The sequence below is a fragment of the Pseudonocardia sp. GCM10023141 genome, assembly GCF_042653605.1.
This window is the reverse complement of the sequence record NZ_JBHSIR010000055.1, coordinates 381,275-396,120: the sequence shown is the minus strand read 5'-3', so window position 1 is coordinate 396,120 and position 14,846 is coordinate 381,275. Positions and strand designations below refer to the sequence as shown.

The following is a 14,846-nucleotide window of genomic DNA, read 5'->3' as shown; positions in this document are numbered from 1 at the left end:
CCGGCCGCCTTCGCGCGGCGATTGCAGGAAAGCCACTTTCCCGCAACGTCGTTGCAGCAAAGTGGCTTTCCTGCAACGGGGCGGGGCGGCGCGGGGCCGCTGAGCCGCCCTCAGCCGTCGGGCTCGGGCACCGTGATCGGCGCCGGAACGGGCGCCCCGAACAGCAGTGCCGCCACGTCGCTGACCGCATGGACGCCGTCGGCCAGCGACCCGGCGGGATCCACTTGGTAGGTGATCGCCACGGCGTAGCGCTCGTCCGGACCCGCGAACCCGACGGTGTCGGTGACCCAGTGCTTGCCGTAGGAGTCCGACTCGAACGACCAGCCGTCCTTGTTGCCGGGCTGCTGCGCCGCGCCTGCTCCCCAGACGCCCCAGCGCTGGTTGGGGGCGACGCCGCGCAGCGCGGCCACGAGCGAGGTGCGGTCGGCGGAGTCGCTGCGGGTGAGCACGTGCTGCATGAGGGCGGCGAGGTCGTCGGCGGTGCACTTGACGAAGCCCCAGTACGTGGTGCGCGTGAACCCCGGCACGAACGCAAGCCCGGTCATGCCGAGCTCGGAGCGGAAGCGGGCCAGCATCGCATCGCCGCCGTAGGCCTTCCACAGCCGGTCCGATGCTGCCTCGTCGGAGAAGTTGAGCATCGTGTCGATGTCGTGGTGGTCCGCCGCGGACAGGGTGATGCTGCCCGTACGGTCGCGCGCGAGCATGTCGGCGGCCATCGCGAGCTTGATCGTGGAGGCCGTCCAGCCCGGACGGTCGGTGGCACCGGTGCGCCACGTCACCCCGGTTCGGCGGTCGGTGAACACGACACCGAGGTGGCCGTGGGCGCCGACGGTGCGCTTGCGGAACTCCTCGACGGCGGTGAACCGCTGCTGCTGCTCGCAGCTCCACGCGGGATCGGGGCAGGCCGGCGCCGTGGTGACCGGTGCGCCGGTCGGGACGGGGCTCGGCGATGCGGGCGCGGTACTCGACGGCGACGCACCGGGCGCGGGGAACGCCGTGCCGGGCGTGGTGGCACCGCACGCGGTGAGCGTGGCGCAGGCCAGCAGCAGGGCCAGCGCGGCACGGGCGGGTGTCGGGGTGATGGGACGACGCTAGCGCGGTGGCCGAAACGGTGGACAGCCGGTCGTTGCCGCCGCGGGCCCGGCGCCCGAGGATCACGCCATGGACGTCGCCGTCCTGCTCTACGAGAACATGACCGCACTGGACCTGATCGGACCGTACGCGACGTTGTCGGGCCATCCCGACGTCACCTCGCACTTCGTCGCCGCCCGCGCGGGGAAGATCGTCTGTGACACGGGCTGACCCTGCACGCCGACACGACGTTCGACGCGGTGAGCGCGCCCGACATGATCGTGGTGCCGGGCAGCTCCCGCTGGCGCGACGCGATCAACGACACCGCGTTGACGTCCTGGCTTGCCGCCGTGCACCCGGCCGCCACCTGGGCGGCGTCGGTCTGCACCGGTTCGACGCTGCTGGCCGAGGCCGGGATCCTGACCGGGCGGCCCGCCATCACCCACTGGATGGCGCGCGAGCTGCTCGCCGAGCTCGGGGCCGTCGTCAGCGGCCATGACGATCCAGTTGATGATCGAGTCCGACCCGCAGCCGCCGTTCGACTGCGGCTCACCGGAGAAGGCTCCCGCCGAGGTGCTGGCCCTCCTCGACGCTCGCGCCTGAGCTCACCGCGCAGTTCGCCCCGGGGCGGGTGCGTGCGGCATGATGGGCCGGTCGCGACTGGCGGGTCGAGGATGGCAATGACCATCGGGGAGCTTCGCCGTGGGGGTCGACCGCCTGGGCACCCACGCGGAGGAGACTCATGTCCGTGACCACCACCACCACCACCGCCCGCCTGCTGCCGGGTGCCCCCGTCGCCGAGCGCGTGCTCGCCGACGTCACCACCCGCGTCGCCGCGTTGCGTGCCCGCGGGGTCACGCCGAGCCTGGCCACCATCCTCGTCGGCGACGACGACGCGAGCGCCGGTTACATCCGGATCAAGCAGCGCCAGGCCGCCGAGCTCGGTTTCACCTCGCCGCACATCCACCTGCCCGCCGACAGCACCCAGGCCGACCTGCTCGCCGCCGTCGACACGTTCAACTCCGACGCCGAGGTGCACGGGCTGCTGATCCAGTACCCGGTGCCGGGTCACCTCGACTACGACGACGCGCTCTCGGCCGTCGATCCCGCCAAGGACGTCGACGGCATGCACCCGGTCAACATGGGCCGCCTCGCCGTCGGCCTCCCCGGACCGCTGCCCTGCACCCCGGCCGGCATCGAGGAGCTGCTGGCGCACCACGAGATCCCCGTGTCGGGTCGCGAGGTCGTCATCGTCGGGCGCGGGCCGACGCTGGGCCGCCCGCTCGCGCTGCTGCTGGCCCAGAAGCGCCCCACGGCCAACGCCGCCGTCACGGTGGTGCACACCGGTGTGCCCGACTGGGACCGCTACACCCGCCGCGCCGACATCCTCATCGCCGCCGTCGGCGTGCCCGGCATCATCCAGCCCGAGCACGTGAAGCCCGGTTCGGTCGTGATCGGCGGCGGTGTGCGCTACGAGGGCAGGCGGTTGCTGCCCGACGTCGACGAGTCCTGCGCGAGCGTCGCCGGGGCCATCACGCCGCGCGTCGGTGGCGTCGGGCCCACCACGGTGGCGATGCTGTTCCGCAACGCGGTGCGCGCGGCCGAGGTCGCTACCGGCGGCTGAGCCGGGGCCGCTCGTGGCGGCGCAGGCGGATGCCGGCCACGCCCGTCCCGGAGAACAGGATGATGAACAGCGGCCAGAAGAACAGCAGGTGCCCGGACGCGATCGAGCTCCATGCCCAGATCGCGGTGAAGAACATGCTGCTCAGCACCCAGTTGCGCAGGTCGGACGAGCATGCCGTACCCCTCGACGGCATGCTCTCGACCGGCTGCGGTGCGTTGCCGGGCACCGGCAGGTCAGCGGTGAGCTGGTCGAGCTCGCCACGGGTGACGGCGCCGTAGGCGTTGCGCAGGCGCTCGTCGTACTCGGAGACGGTCAGCCGCCCGTCCGCGACAGCCGCCTCGAGCCGGGCGGCCGCAGCCGTCCGGTCGGCGTCGGAGACCCGGAGTGCGGCGGTGTCGTTCGTGCTGCTCATGGGAACCAGCATCGCCGTCGCGGCCCGACGCCAGTAGTGCCGAACTTCCGGGGTCGGGCATGACGAATGTCAGCCCGCGACGCGCTGGGGTTCCTCGGTCTCCTGCACCTGCGCGCGAGCGCACGTCGCGAGGATCGCGGCAGCCACCAGCCGCGGCGAGTCGATCATCGGGACGTGCCCGCAGCCGGGCAGCGTGACGTGCTGCGCGCCGGGCAGCAGCGCCGCGGCCCGGGCGGCCTGGCGCAACGGCAGGATGCGGTCGCGCTCACCCCACGCGACGGTGACGGGGACGGTGGGCTGGGTCCCCTCCCAGATGACGCTGCGTCCGGCCCGCAGCGTCGGCGCGAACGCCGTCGACGCGCGCAGCGCGTCCATGTCGCCGAGCGCCGACGCGCGGTCGATGCGCTCCGGGTGCGCGTAGAGGGTGCTGAGCCCGATGGCTCGCAGCCGGGAGTTGCCGGTGAGGGCGGCGCGTGCCGCCGCCGGGGCGAGCGCGCCCGCGCGGATGCCGCGCAGGATGCGGAAGGCCCGCGCCCGGTCGCGCGGGTTCCAGAAGCCTGCCGGGGACAGCGCCGTGGCCGAGGCCACCAGGCCCTGCGCCGCCGCCTCGATCGCCAGCAGCCCCCCGAGGGAGTTGCCGGCGACGTGCGGCCGGGCGATCCCGAGCTGCGCGAACACGTCGCGCAGCATCGCCGTGCTGCCGGGCAGGTCGTGGGCGTACGTGTCGGGCATCGCGGGGGAGAGCCCGAAACCGGGCATGTCGATCGCGATGACGTCGTGGTGCTCGGCGAGCAGGTCGAGCACCGGCTCCCAGGCCTGCCAGCGGTGCCCGATCCCGTGCAGCAGCACCAGCGGTGTCCCGGATCCGCGCCGATCGGCGTTGATCTCGATCATCTGCCCACCCCCTGTGGTTCGTGCGCGCCCGCTGTGAGCCACGTCATCGCCACGGCGAATGTACCATTCGTCAATGGCATGATGGGGCTCGCTACGGTGGGATCCCGCTACTGTGACGCCCCCGACGGGTGGGTGAGGGGGTTCATGTCCGAGTACCGCATCGACGAGCTGGCCCGCCTCGCCGGCACCACCACCCGCAACGTCCGCGCCTACCAGGAACGCGGGCTGCTGCCACCGCCACGGCGCGCGGGCCGGGTCGGGATCTACACCGAGATCCACCTCGCGCGGTTGCGCCTGATCACCTCGCTGCACGAGCGCGGCTACACCTCCGCGCAGATCGCGGAGCTGATCGCCGGCTGGGAGCAGGGGCGCAACCTCGCCGATGTGCTCGGCCTGGAGACGGCGCTCAACAGCCCGTGGACCGACGAGATCCCCAGCTACATGCCCACCGCGGACGTCGAGGCCTTCATCGCCGCTGCGGTGGCGGACCCGGAGCAGGAGTCCGCGGTGTTCGACCGCGCCGTGCGCCTGGGCGTGATCAAGCCCGAGGGCGCGCACTGCCTGATCCCGAGCCCGCAGCTGATCTCCACGCTGATCGAGCTCGTCGGTCGGGGTTTCCGGCTCGTCGACGTGCTGGGGCTGCACGAGCGGATCGTGCCCGCGATCGACGACATCGCGCGGCGGATGGTCGAGGTCGGCGCGGCCCGGCTCGTCGCGGAGCACGGCGAGTCCTGGCTGCCCCGCGGCGAGGAGGTGGCCGAGGTGACCGACCTGTTGGGCCGGCTGCGCCAGCTCGCGACGTCCTCGGTGCAGGGCCTGCTGGCCCACGCCATGGAACGCCACGTCACCGACGTGATGGGGGAGCACCTGTCCCGGGTGATCACGCAGAACCTCCCCGGCCGCACCGAGGACGCCTGACGGATCGTCGCGCGCCGCGTAAGGTGGACGCTGCTGCGACTGGCGAGGGTGGATCACCACCGGGGAGCAGTGCTCGAACCGAAGGTGCGCCGACCGCCTGGGCGTCCCGATCCGCAGTTCCACTGCCGACCGGGAGGCACGCGTGTTGCGCTACGGCATGAACCCCCACCAGCAGCAGGCCCACGTCGAGTCGCTCGTCGACCGCTGGCCGGTACGGGTGCTGAGCGGCGAACCGTCGCTGATCAACATCCTGGACGCGCTGGCGGCATGGGCGCTGGTGCGCGAGGCGAGCAGCGCCTGCGGGGTGCCCGCTGCCGCGTCCTTCAAGCACGTGGCCCCGGCCGGTGCCGCGCTGACGGGCCCGCTCGACGCCGTCGCGGCCGCCACCTTCGGCGTGGACGCCGCGCAGGTCGGCGCGCTGACCAGCGCCTACGTCCGCGCCCGGGACGCCGACCCGCGCGCGTCCTACGGCGACATGATCGCCGTCTCGCAGGCCGTGGACGCCGAGCTCGCCGACCTGCTGCGGCGCCTGCCCAGCGACGGCATCATCGCGCCCGGCTTCGACCCCGACACGGTGGCGGTGCTCGCGGCGAAGAAGGGCAGGCGGTTCCTCGTGCTGGAGGCCGACCCGCTCGCCGAGCCGCCCGCGCAGGAGAGCCGCGAGATCGGCGGGCTGCGCATCGTCACCCGGCGCGACGAGCTGCGCCTCAGCCGGGACCTGCTCCACACCGCCGCCGCGGCGCTGCCGGCGGAGCTGGTGCCCGACACGGTGCTCACCGACCTGCTGCTGGGGCTCGTCGTGCTGCGCCATACCCCGTCCAACGCCGTGGCCTACGTGCGCGACGGCATGACGGTGGGGGTCGGCGCGGGCCAGCAGGCGCGCATCGACGGCACCCGGCTGGCCGGTGCCAAGACCGACACCTGGTGGCTGCGGCGCCACCCCGCCGTGCAGGCGGTGGAGTTCGACGCCGCGGTGCGCCCGTTCGACGCCACGGGCTGGCGCATCCGGCTCGCCGAGGGCGACCTCGACACCCGCGAGCGCGCCCACCTCGCCACGGTGGTGCGGGGCGGGGTGGTGGAGCTGCCCGCGGGGGAGCGCGCCGCGTGGCTGCGGCGGCTCGACGGCGTCGGCTTCGTCTCCGACGGCGCACTCCCGTTCCGCGACAACGTCGACCAGGCCGCCCGCCACGGCGTGCGGCACATCGCCGAACCGGGCGGCTCGGTGCGATCGGGCGAGGTGGAGCAGGCGTGCCGGGAGCACGGGATCGTGCGGTTGAGCGGGATGCCGCGGCTGTTCCACCACTGACGTCTCGGCTCAGCCCCCGAACACGGTGCGGTGCCAGGCCTTGCGCGCCACGGCGGTGTTGTCGCTCATCACGTGCTTGACGACGGTGTAGTCCTCCAGCGCGTACACCGACATGTCCTTGCCGTAGCCCGACGCCTTGACGCCGCCGTGGGGCATCTCGCTGACGATCGGGATGTGGTCGTTGATCCACACGCAGCCCGCCGTCAGCTCGCGGCTCGCCCGCCCCGCCCGGTGCACCGACGACGTCCAGGCCGAGGCGGCGAGCCCGAAGCGCGTGTCGTTGGCGAGCGCGAGGCCCTCGTCGTCGGTGTCGAAGGGCAGCACCACCAGCACCGGCCCGAACAGCTCGTCCTGCACGATCTCGGCGTCCTGCGCCGCGCCGACGATCAGCGTGGGCGCGTGGAACGCGCCGTCGGGAGCCGTGCCGCCGCGCACCGCCTGCGCCCCCGCCTCCACCGCGCGGCGCACGAACCCGTGCACCCGCTCGGCGTGCCCGCGGGAGATGAGCGAGCCCAGGTCGGTGGCGGGATCCTCCGGGTCGCCCATCCGCACGGTGTCGAGGACGTCGGCCACCCCGGCGACGAACCGGTCGTAGAGGGGGCGCTGCACGTAGGCGCGGGTGGCGGCCGTGCAGTCCTGGCCACCGTTGATCAGCGCACCGGCGACGGCGCCCTGGATCGCGGCGTCGAGGTCGGCGTCGTCGAACACGACGAAGGGTGCCTTGCCGCCCAGCTCCAGGTGCACCCGACGTGGACCGCGCGCGGCGAGCTCGGCCACGCGCTTGCCCACGGGGGTGGAGCCGGTGAACGACACCATGTCGATGCCGGGGTGCCCGGCGATGGCCTCGCCCACGTCGCGACCGCGCCCGACGAGCACCGTCAGCAGCCCGTCGGGCAGCCCGGCCGCGGCGAACACGTCGGCGAGCAGGAGCGTGGTGATCGGCGTGATCTCGGCGGGCTTGATCACCACGGCGTTGCCGCTCGCGAGCGCGGGGAAGATCTTCCAGCCCGCCATGTTGAGCGGGTAGTTCCACGGCGCGATCGAGCCGACGACACCGACCGGCTCGCGGCGGATCGCGGACGTGTGGTCGGCGGAGTACTCGCCCGCGGCGAGGCCCTGCGGGATCCGTGCCGCGCCGGCGAAGAACGCGGCGTTGTCGATGGTGCCGGGCAGGTCGAACTCCCGCGACAGCCGGATCGGCTTGCCGCACTGGCGCGTCTCGGCGAGCGCGAACTCCTCGGTGCGCTCGGTGAGCAGCGCCGCCACGCGGTGCAGGACGGCGGCGCGCTCGCCGGGCGGGGTGCGGGCCCACTCGGGCTGGACCTTGCGCGCGGCATCGACCGCCACGTCGACGTCGGCGGGCGTGGCCAGGTCGTAGTCGGCGATCACCTGGCCGGTGGCCGGGTTGGTCACGCTGATCTGTGCGGGCATGCAGGAGTCTCCTCCGCGTCGCGGACAGTCCGATGCTGGCAGCCGTCGCGGCCAGCGGCAACTGTTTCGGTGGCAATCGTAAGCTAGAACTGCGGAAATCCTTGTTCGGAACGATCCGGCATGCGATAAAGGAGATGACCTCGGCCGCAACGACGGAGATGACGATGACGAGCACCGCCCAGCGATCGGTATCCGAAAGCGCCGCCGCCCACCTCTGGCCGCACTTCTCGCGGCTGTCGGCCTTCGCGACCGGCAGCGTCCCCGTGATCACCCGCGGCGAGGGCGCCCACATCTTCGACGAGAACGGCAAGCGCTACCTCGACGGGCTGGCCGGGCTGTTCGTCGTGCAGGCCGGCCACGGTCGTCGGGAGCTCGCCGCCGCCGCGGCCGCGCAGGCGAGCGAGCTCGCGTACTTCCCGCTCTGGTCCCACGTGCACCCGAAGGCCGTCGAGCTGGCCGAGCGCATCGCCCACGAGGCTCCCGGCGACCTCAACCGCGTCTTCTTCACCACCAGCGGCTCCGAGGCCGTCGAGACGGCGTGGAAGCTCGCGAAGCAGTACTTCAAGCTCGCCGGCAAGCCCGGCAAGCACAAGGTGATCAGCCGCACCACCGCCTACCACGGCACCACGCACGGCGCCCTGTCGATCACCGGCGTGCAGCCCTACCGGGCACCCTTCGAGCCGCTCGTGCCGGGCGCGCACAAGGTGCCCACCACCAACTTCTACCGCGCCCCCGAGCACGCCGACGACCTCGAGGCGTTCGGGGTGTGGGCGGCCGACCAGATCGAAACCGCGATCGTCGCCGAGGGCCCCGACACCGTCGCGGCCGTCTTCCTCGAGCCCGTGCAGAACTCCGGTGGCTGCTTCACCCCGCCGCCCGGCTACTTCGCGCGCGTCCGCGCCATCTGCGACCGCCACGACGTGCTGCTGGTGTCCGACGAGGTCATCTGCGCCTGGGGACGGCTCGGCCACGCGTTCGGCGCCACCCGGTTCGGCTACCAGCCCGACATCATCACCTGCGCCAAGGGCCTGACGTCGGGCTACTCGCCGCTGGGCGCCGCGATCATCTCCGACCGCCTTGCCGAGCCGTTCCTGCACGGTGACGCCACGTTCCTGCACGGCTACACGTTCGGCGGGCACCCCGTCTCCTGCGCCGTGGCGCTGGCCAACCTCGACATCTTCGACCGGGAGGACCTCTACGGTCGGGTCCGCGACAACGCCGCGGCACTGCGCTCCACGCTGGAGCGGCTCCACGACCTGCCCATCGTCGGTGACGTGCGCGGCGACGGCTACTTCCTGGCCGTCGAGCTCGTCAAGGACAAGGCCACCAAGGAGTCCTTCACCGACGAGGAGTCGGAGCGGATCCTGCGCGGCTACGTCTCCACGGCCCTGTTCGACGGCGGGCTGTACTGCCGCACCGACGACCGGGGCGACCCGGTCATCCAGATCTCGCCGCCGCTGATCTGCGGGCAGCCCGAGTTCGACGAGATCGAGTCGGTGCTGCGTGAGGTGCTGACGAAGGCCGTGGGGATGCTCTGAGTCGGGTCGGCGGTCACTGGATACCCTTCGCTGTCGGGATCGGGTGCAATGCAGGCGGAAGGCGGCCGAGATGGCGGAGGGGCTGCGGGAGCGCCGCGGCGATCAGCCCGGCGACGAGCCGCGCATCGCGAAGGCGCTCGACGCCACGGACCGCACGCTGATCTCGCTGCTGCAACGCGACGGTCGGGCGTCGTTCACGGCGCTCGCGAAGGCCGTGGGCCTGTCGGAGGGCGCGGTGCGGCAACGGGTGCAGCGGCTGCTGCGCGACGGCACGATGCAGATCGTGGCCGTCACCGACCCGCTCGACGTCGACCTGGCCCGCCAGGCCATGATCGGCGTCAAGGTCTCCGGCGACGTCCACGTGGTGGCGAAGCACCTCAGCGCGCTGCCGATGGTGCACTACGTGGTGCTGTGCGCGGGCCGGTTCGACCTGCTCGCCGAGATCACCTGCCGCGACGACGCCGAGCTGTTGAAGGTGCTCAACGCGCACATCCGCGGCATCCCGGGGATCCTCTCCACCGAGACGTTCGTCTACCTGGAACTGGCCAAGCAGACCTACGCCTGGGGCGCGCTCACCGAGTAGGCCCGGCCGGCCGGGACGCGCTGGAGCGCGCGACGTCACCGCACCCGACATCGCTCGCACACACCGCAGCGTCCCCGCACACACCGTGCACGGTGTGTGCCGACGACCGGGGGTGTGTGCGAGCGCTCATCAAGGGCGCCGCCCGCTCAGCACTCCACCACGTTGAGGGCGAGGCCCCCGCGCGCGGTCTCCTTGTACTTGTCCTTCATGTCCGCGCCGGTCTCGCGCATGGTCTTGATCGCCTTGTCCAACGTGACGTGGTGCCGGCCGTCACCGCGCACTGCCATCCGGGCCGCGGCGATCGCCTTGATCGAGCCGATGGCGTTGCGCTCGATGCAGGGGATCTGGACCAGCCCGCCGACCGGGTCGCAGGTCAGGCCGAGGTTGTGCTCGATACCGATCTCGGCGGCGTTCTCCACCTGCTCGGGGGTGCCACCGATCACCTCGGCGAGCGCGCCCGCCGCCATCGAGCAGGCCGAGCCGACCTCGCCCTGGCAGCCGACCTCGGCGCCCGAGATCGACGCGTTCTCCTTGAACAGCAACCCGATCGCCGCCGCCGTGAGCAGGAACTGCACGACGCCGTCCTCGGAGTAGGAGTCGATGAACCGGCGGTAGTAGTGCAGGACCGCCGGGATGATGCCCGCCGCGCCGTTGGTCGGTGCCGTGACCACGCGCCCGCCCGACGCGTTCTCCTCGTTGACGGCCAGCGCGTACATCGTGACCCATTCCATGGCGCGCAACGGATCGGACTCGTCGGCGTCGGACTCCAGCTTCTCCCGCAGCGTGGCCGCGCGGCGCCGGACCTTGAGCCCACCGGGCAGCGTCCCCGGGGTGTGCGTGCCGCGCTCGACGCACTCCTGCATCACCTGCCAGATGTGCAGCAGGCCGGACCGGATCTCCTCCTCCGTCCGCCACGACAGCTCGTTGGCGAGCATCAGCTCGCTGATGGAGAGACCGGTGTCGGACGTGAGCTTGAGCAGCTCGTCGCCGCTGGAGAACGGGTAGCGCACCGGTGTCGGGTCGTCGACGAGCACGGGGTTGCCCGCCGCGTCCTCGTCGACGACGAACCCGCCGCCCACCGAGTAGTACTCGGCCGCGAGCACGTCGGCGCCACCCGCGTCGACCGCGCGGAACAGCATGCCGTTGGTGTGGAACGGCAGCCGCTTGCGCCGGTGCAGCACCACGTCGTCGTCCACGGCGAAGGGCACCGGGTGCGCGCCGGCCAGCCGCAGCCGCCCGCTCGCGCGGACCTCGGCGACGCGGGTCGCGGCGCCCGTCGGGTCGACGAGGTCGGGTTGCTCGCCCTCCAGGCCCAGCACCACCGCCTTGACGCTGCCGTGCCCGTGGCCGGTGGCGCCCAGTGAGCCGAACAGCTCGGCGCGGATCCCCGCCGTGCGCTCCAGCAGGCCCTCGTCCCGCAGCCGGGTGGCGAACGTGTACGCGGCCCGCATCGGGCCGACGGTGTGCGAGCTCGACGGCCCGATCCCGACCTTGAAGAGGTCGAACACGCTGGTCGTCATGGCCGGTACTCCTGTATCCGATACTCCTGCGCAGCATCGATCAGCCACGCCGCCAGGTAGCGCGCGAACGACGACCGGACGAGCAGCCGGAAGTCGTTCTCGCCCAGTCCGAGCAGGAGGATCCCCGTGCGGCCCAGCGTGGTCTGCACGGCCGAGCCGGCCGGGAACACGCCCGGGTGCAGGTCGATCGCGCACCCGGAGGCGAGCACATCCCGGGCGTGCGCGCCGCGCAGCCGCAGCGTGGTGCGCTGGGCGGACACGTCCACCACCGCACCGTTGCCGGACCCCACCGCGGCGCGCAGCCCGGCGTCGAGGTCGCGCGGCGCGACGAACGGGCTCAGGACGAGCCACTCGTCGGGGCCCAGCCAGACCACCGTGGCGAGCTCGCCCTGCACCCAGGTGTTGGGCGTGGTCGGCAGCGCGACGCCGAGGTGGGCGGCGACCGCCGCGGACGCACCGGCGTCGATCCGCAGCGACGCCTGCGCGACGAAGGACTCCGGCAGCACCTGGACGCCGTCGGGGAGCTGGGCGAACTGCCCGCTCTCGTGGTGCAGCGGTGCGGTCCTGGTCAGAGCGTCAGCCGTCACGGCGGGCTCCCTCGGGGTCGACGAGCACGGATCCGGTGACCTCGACGGCCACGAGCGCACCACCGACGGGGACGTGCAGCGTCTCCCCGATGCGTTCGCGGCCGCCCTTGACCAGCGCGAGGGCGAACGTGCGGCCCAGCTCCGCGCTGCGATAGCTCGACGTGACGTGGCCGAGCATCGGCACGGGGGGAGCGGGCAGCACCTCGTGCTCGACGATCTGCGAGCCCTCCGGCAGTAGCACGTCCTGGTCGAGGGGCAGCAGCCCGACGAGCTGCTTGCGCAGCGGGTTCTGGTTCTCCGCGCGGGCGAAGGAGCGCTTGCCGATGAAGTCGATCTTCTTCTTCGACACCGCCCACGCCATGCCGAGATCCTGCGGGGTGACGGTGCCGTCGGTGTCTTGCCCGATGATCGGGTAGCCCTTCTCGGCGCGCAGCACGTGCATGGTCTCGGTGCCGTAGGGCGTGATCCCGTGCGGGGCTCCCGCGGCCAGCAGCAGGTCCCAGACGGCCGGGGCGTGCCAGGCGTCGACGTAGACCTCGAACGCCAGCTCGCCGGAGAAGCTGATGCGCGCCAGTCGCACGTCCGCCCCGGCGAGCACCGTGTCGCGCCAGGCCATGAACGGGAACGCCGTGTTGGACACGTCGACACCCGGGAAGACCGCGGCGATCACCTCGCGCGAGCGTGGGCCCACCACCGGGAACGTGGCCCAGTGGTCGGTGACCGACGTGAGGTGCACGCGCAGGTGCGGCCACTCCGTCTGCAGCCACTCCTCCATCCAGTCGAGGATGGTGGCGGCGCCGCCGGTGGTGGTCATGACGAGGTAGCGGTCCTCGGCGAGCCGCATGACGGTGCCGTCGTCGATGACCATGCCGTCGACGCCGCACATGACGCCGTAGCGCACCATGCCGACCTTGAGCGAGCTCATCAGGTTCGTGTAGATCATGTCGAGGAACGCGCCGGCGTCCGGCCCCTGCACGTCGATCTTGCCGAGCGTGGAGCCGTCGAGGATGCCGACGGAGCCGCGGGTGGCGGCGCACTCGCGCAGCACCGCCGCGTCCATGTCCTCACCCGGCTCGGGGTAGTAGCGCGGCCGCTTCCACTGCCCGACGTCCTCGAACACCGCGCCGCGCGCGACGTGCCAGTCCTGCAGCGCGGTGTGGCGCTCCGGGTCGAACAGGGCGCCACGGTCTCGCCCGGCGAGCGCTGCGAACGACACCGGGGTGTAGGGCGGGCGGAACGTGGTGGTGCCCAGCGACGCCACCGGCACGCCGAGCAGCTCGGCGGTGATCCCCGAGGCGATGACGCCCGAGGTCTTGCCCTGGTCGTGGGCGGTGCCGATGGTCGTGTAGCGCTTGATGTGCTCGACCGAGGTCATGCCCGCACCGATGGCGCGCCGGATGTCGGCGACGGTGGCGTCGCGCTGGATGTCGACGAACTGGTGGGCGCCGTCGCCGGGGACGCGCCACAGCGTGGCCGGCTCCGTTGCAGGAAAGCCACTTTCCCGCAACGAGATGGCAGGAAAGTGGCTTTCCTGCAACCCGGCAGCCGCACCCACCACCGTCACCCCGGCGAGCTCCCCGTCGGGCACGAACGCGCCCAGCGCCTCGTCGAACCGCAGCTGCCCCCTGGCCTGGCTGAACAGGTGGACCGCCGGGTTCCAGCCGCCGCTGACCAGCAGCAGGTCGCACGGCAGCACCTCGTCGGCGCCGTCGGAAGTGGCCACGAGTGCGGCGCTGACCCGCTCCTCGCCGAGCGTGCCCGTCACGAGCTCGCCCGCCCGGACCGCGATACCCCGCCGCGCGCACTCCGCCGCCCACCCGGCCGGAGCCGTCGGGCGCGCGTCGATCACCGCGCGGATGCTCGCGCCCGCGTCGGCGAGGTCGACCGCCGCCGCGTAGGCGCTGTCGTTGGTCGTGAACACCACGACGTCGCTCCCGGCCAGCACGCCGTAGCGGTGGCGGAAGGTGCGGGCAGCGGCGGCGAGCATGATCCCGGGACGGTCGTTGTCTCCGAACACGATCGGACGTTCGTGGGCGCCGGTGGCGATCACCACGTGCTTCGCCCGGATCCGCCACACACGTTGCCGCGACTGGTGTGCCGCGGCACCGGCGCGGTTCTCCAGCGCCAGCACGAACCCGTCGTCGTAGTGGCCGAACGCGGTGGTGCGCTGCAGGTGGCGCACCTCGGGGAAGCCGGCGAGCTCCGCGACGGCCGCCGCGACCCCGTCCAGGCTCTCGCCGGTGCCCAGCAGCGAGCCGCCGGCCTCGGTCTGCTCGTCGACGAGCACCACGCGCCTGCCCGCGCGGGCGGCGTCGAGCGCAGCGGTGAGCCCGGCCGGGCCGGCCCCGACCACGAGGACGTCGGCGTGGGCGTGCATCGCGTCGTAGCGGGCGGGGTCGGGTTCGGCGGCGAGCCGGCCGCGTCCGGGCAACCCGCGTGCGACGAGCCCCTCGGTCAGCTCCACGGTCGTGGCCAGCAGCATCGGCTCCGGAAAGGGCTCCTCGATCTGCACCAGCCCACCGGGGTCCTCCGCCCAGGCCGCGCCGATGCCGCGCGGGCGGCCCAGGTTGACGCTGCTGCCGGTGCGGTGGATGCCGTTCGCCAGCAGCGCCGACGCCAGCGTGTCGCCGGGATGCCCGGTGAGCGCCACGCCGTCGAAGGTGAACTGCAACGTTTGCGACCGGTCGATCCGGCCGCCGTCGACCCGGGTCACGTCTGGAACCGGTAGGTCACGGTGTCGCGCACGGCGTCGAACCAGCGGCGACACCCCGCGCTGTGGCTCCAGCGCTCGTGGAAGCGGCCCTTGGGGTTGTTGCGGAAGAACACGTAGTGGGCCCATTCGGTGTCCGACAGCGCCTGCGGGTCGGCCGGGTAGGCCACCCCGGCCTCGCCGCCGTAGTGGAACTCGACCTCTTCGCGCGGCCCGCACCAGGGGCACTCGATGAGTTGCACGCTGACTCCT

15 protein-coding genes, 1 pseudogene and 1 riboswitch are annotated in these 14,846 nt (G+C 72.7%); of the genes and pseudogenes, 8 read left to right on the top strand and 8 right to left on the bottom strand.

Going from position 1 to position 14,846, the window contains the following annotated elements; all coding sequences use genetic code 11:
- Nucleotides 1–110: 110 nt before the first annotated feature.
- Nucleotides 111–803, bottom strand: a complete 693-nt coding sequence (locus tag ACFPFQ_RS30895) for a tat pathway signal sequence (protein WP_379625131.1) — start codon at nt 801–803, stop codon at nt 111–113.
- 34 nt (nt 804–837) lie between these two features.
- On the opposite strand from ACFPFQ_RS30895, the gene ACFPFQ_RS30890 reads away from it, so the two are divergent.
- From ACFPFQ_RS30890 to ACFPFQ_RS30875, 4 genes and pseudogenes are all read left to right on the top strand, one after another.
- Complete coding sequence (locus tag ACFPFQ_RS30890) at nt 838–1,095, top strand: hypothetical protein (protein WP_379625129.1); 258 nt, start codon at nt 838–840, stop codon at nt 1,093–1,095.
- Nucleotides 1,096–1,161: 66 nt separating this feature from the next.
- On the top strand, nt 1,162–1,302 hold the full coding sequence (locus tag ACFPFQ_RS30885) for a hypothetical protein (protein WP_379625127.1): 141 nt from the start codon (nt 1,162–1,164) through the stop codon (nt 1,300–1,302).
- Nucleotides 1,303–1,346: 44 nt separating this feature from the next.
- A pseudogene (locus ACFPFQ_RS30880) lies at nt 1,347–1,508 on the top strand (DJ-1/PfpI family protein); the annotation flags it as partial.
- Nucleotides 1,509–1,813: 305 nt separating this feature from the next.
- Nucleotides 1,814–2,695 (top strand): bifunctional 5,10-methylenetetrahydrofolate dehydrogenase/5,10-methenyltetrahydrofolate cyclohydrolase, encoded by an 882-nt coding sequence (locus ACFPFQ_RS30875; protein ID WP_379625125.1) that lies wholly within the window; start codon nt 1,814–1,816, stop codon nt 2,693–2,695.
- Here ACFPFQ_RS30875 and ACFPFQ_RS30870 read toward each other — a convergent pair.
- Complete coding sequence (locus tag ACFPFQ_RS30870) at nt 2,682–3,107, bottom strand: DUF1707 SHOCT-like domain-containing protein (RefSeq protein ID WP_379625123.1); 426 nt, start codon at nt 3,105–3,107, stop codon at nt 2,682–2,684. The two genes, ACFPFQ_RS30875 and ACFPFQ_RS30870, sit on opposite strands and share 14 nt — an antisense overlap.
- Nucleotides 3,108–3,176: 69 nt before the next feature.
- Complete coding sequence (locus tag ACFPFQ_RS30865; protein ID WP_379625121.1) at nt 3,177–4,001, bottom strand: alpha/beta fold hydrolase; 825 nt, start codon at nt 3,999–4,001, stop codon at nt 3,177–3,179.
- A gap of 144 nt (nt 4,002–4,145) precedes the next feature.
- Between ACFPFQ_RS30865 and ACFPFQ_RS30860 the strand changes: the two genes are divergently transcribed.
- Both ACFPFQ_RS30860 and ACFPFQ_RS30855 read left to right on the top strand, forming a co-directional pair.
- A complete protein-coding gene (locus ACFPFQ_RS30860) occupies nt 4,146–4,919 on the top strand; it encodes a MerR family transcriptional regulator (RefSeq protein WP_379625119.1) in 774 nt (257 codons plus the stop codon).
- A gap of 25 nt (nt 4,920–4,944) precedes the next feature.
- Nucleotides 4,945–5,029, top strand: a riboswitch (ZMP/ZTP riboswitch).
- Nucleotides 5,017–6,225: a 5-aminoimidazole-4-carboxamide ribonucleotide transformylase gene (locus ACFPFQ_RS30855; protein ID WP_379625492.1), complete on the top strand. Its 1,209-nt coding sequence runs from the start codon at nt 5,017–5,019 to the stop codon at nt 6,223–6,225. Its footprint overlaps the riboswitch before it by 13 nt.
- Nucleotides 6,226–6,234: 9 nt before the next feature.
- On the opposite strand, the gene ACFPFQ_RS30850 is transcribed toward ACFPFQ_RS30855, so the two are convergent.
- On the bottom strand, nt 6,235–7,656 hold the full coding sequence (locus tag ACFPFQ_RS30850) for a gamma-aminobutyraldehyde dehydrogenase (protein WP_379625117.1): 1,422 nt from the start codon (nt 7,654–7,656) through the stop codon (nt 6,235–6,237).
- A gap of 164 nt (nt 7,657–7,820) precedes the next feature.
- Between ACFPFQ_RS30850 and ACFPFQ_RS30845 the strand changes: the two genes are divergently transcribed.
- Together ACFPFQ_RS30845 and ACFPFQ_RS30840 are read left to right on the top strand one after the other, a co-directional pair.
- Entirely contained in the window at nt 7,821–9,194 is a 1,374-nt protein-coding gene (locus ACFPFQ_RS30845; RefSeq protein ID WP_379625115.1) for an aspartate aminotransferase family protein, read from the top strand.
- A 70-nt stretch (nt 9,195–9,264) separates the two neighbouring features.
- Nucleotides 9,265–9,777, top strand: coding sequence for an Lrp/AsnC family transcriptional regulator (locus ACFPFQ_RS30840; RefSeq protein ID WP_379625113.1), 513 nt, complete (start codon nt 9,265–9,267; stop codon nt 9,775–9,777).
- Nucleotides 9,778–9,923: 146 nt separating this feature from the next.
- On the opposite strand, the gene ACFPFQ_RS30835 is transcribed toward ACFPFQ_RS30840, so the two are convergent.
- Genes ACFPFQ_RS30835 through ACFPFQ_RS30820 form a run of 4 tightly spaced genes read right to left on the bottom strand, consistent with a single transcriptional unit; the run spans nt 9,924 to nt 14,836 of the window.
- The gene (locus ACFPFQ_RS30835; protein ID WP_379625111.1) at nt 9,924–11,297 is read right to left on the bottom strand and encodes an L-serine ammonia-lyase; all 1,374 of its coding nucleotides are present in this window, start codon (nt 11,295–11,297) and stop codon (nt 9,924–9,926) included.
- Entirely contained in the window at nt 11,294–11,884 is a 591-nt protein-coding gene (locus ACFPFQ_RS30830; RefSeq protein ID WP_379625109.1) for a sarcosine oxidase subunit gamma, read from the bottom strand. Before ACFPFQ_RS30830 ends, ACFPFQ_RS30835 begins: the two co-directional genes overlap by 4 nt.
- Complete coding sequence (locus ACFPFQ_RS30825; protein ID WP_379625107.1) at nt 11,874–14,597, bottom strand: 2Fe-2S iron-sulfur cluster-binding protein; 2,724 nt, start codon at nt 14,595–14,597, stop codon at nt 11,874–11,876. The genes ACFPFQ_RS30830 and ACFPFQ_RS30825 overlap by 11 nt, the downstream gene beginning before the upstream one ends.
- The gene (locus tag ACFPFQ_RS30820; protein WP_379625106.1) at nt 14,594–14,836 is read right to left on the bottom strand and encodes a sarcosine oxidase subunit delta; all 243 of its coding nucleotides are present in this window, start codon (nt 14,834–14,836) and stop codon (nt 14,594–14,596) included. The genes ACFPFQ_RS30825 and ACFPFQ_RS30820 overlap by 4 nt, the downstream gene beginning before the upstream one ends.
- Nucleotides 14,837–14,846: the final 10 nt, after the last annotated feature.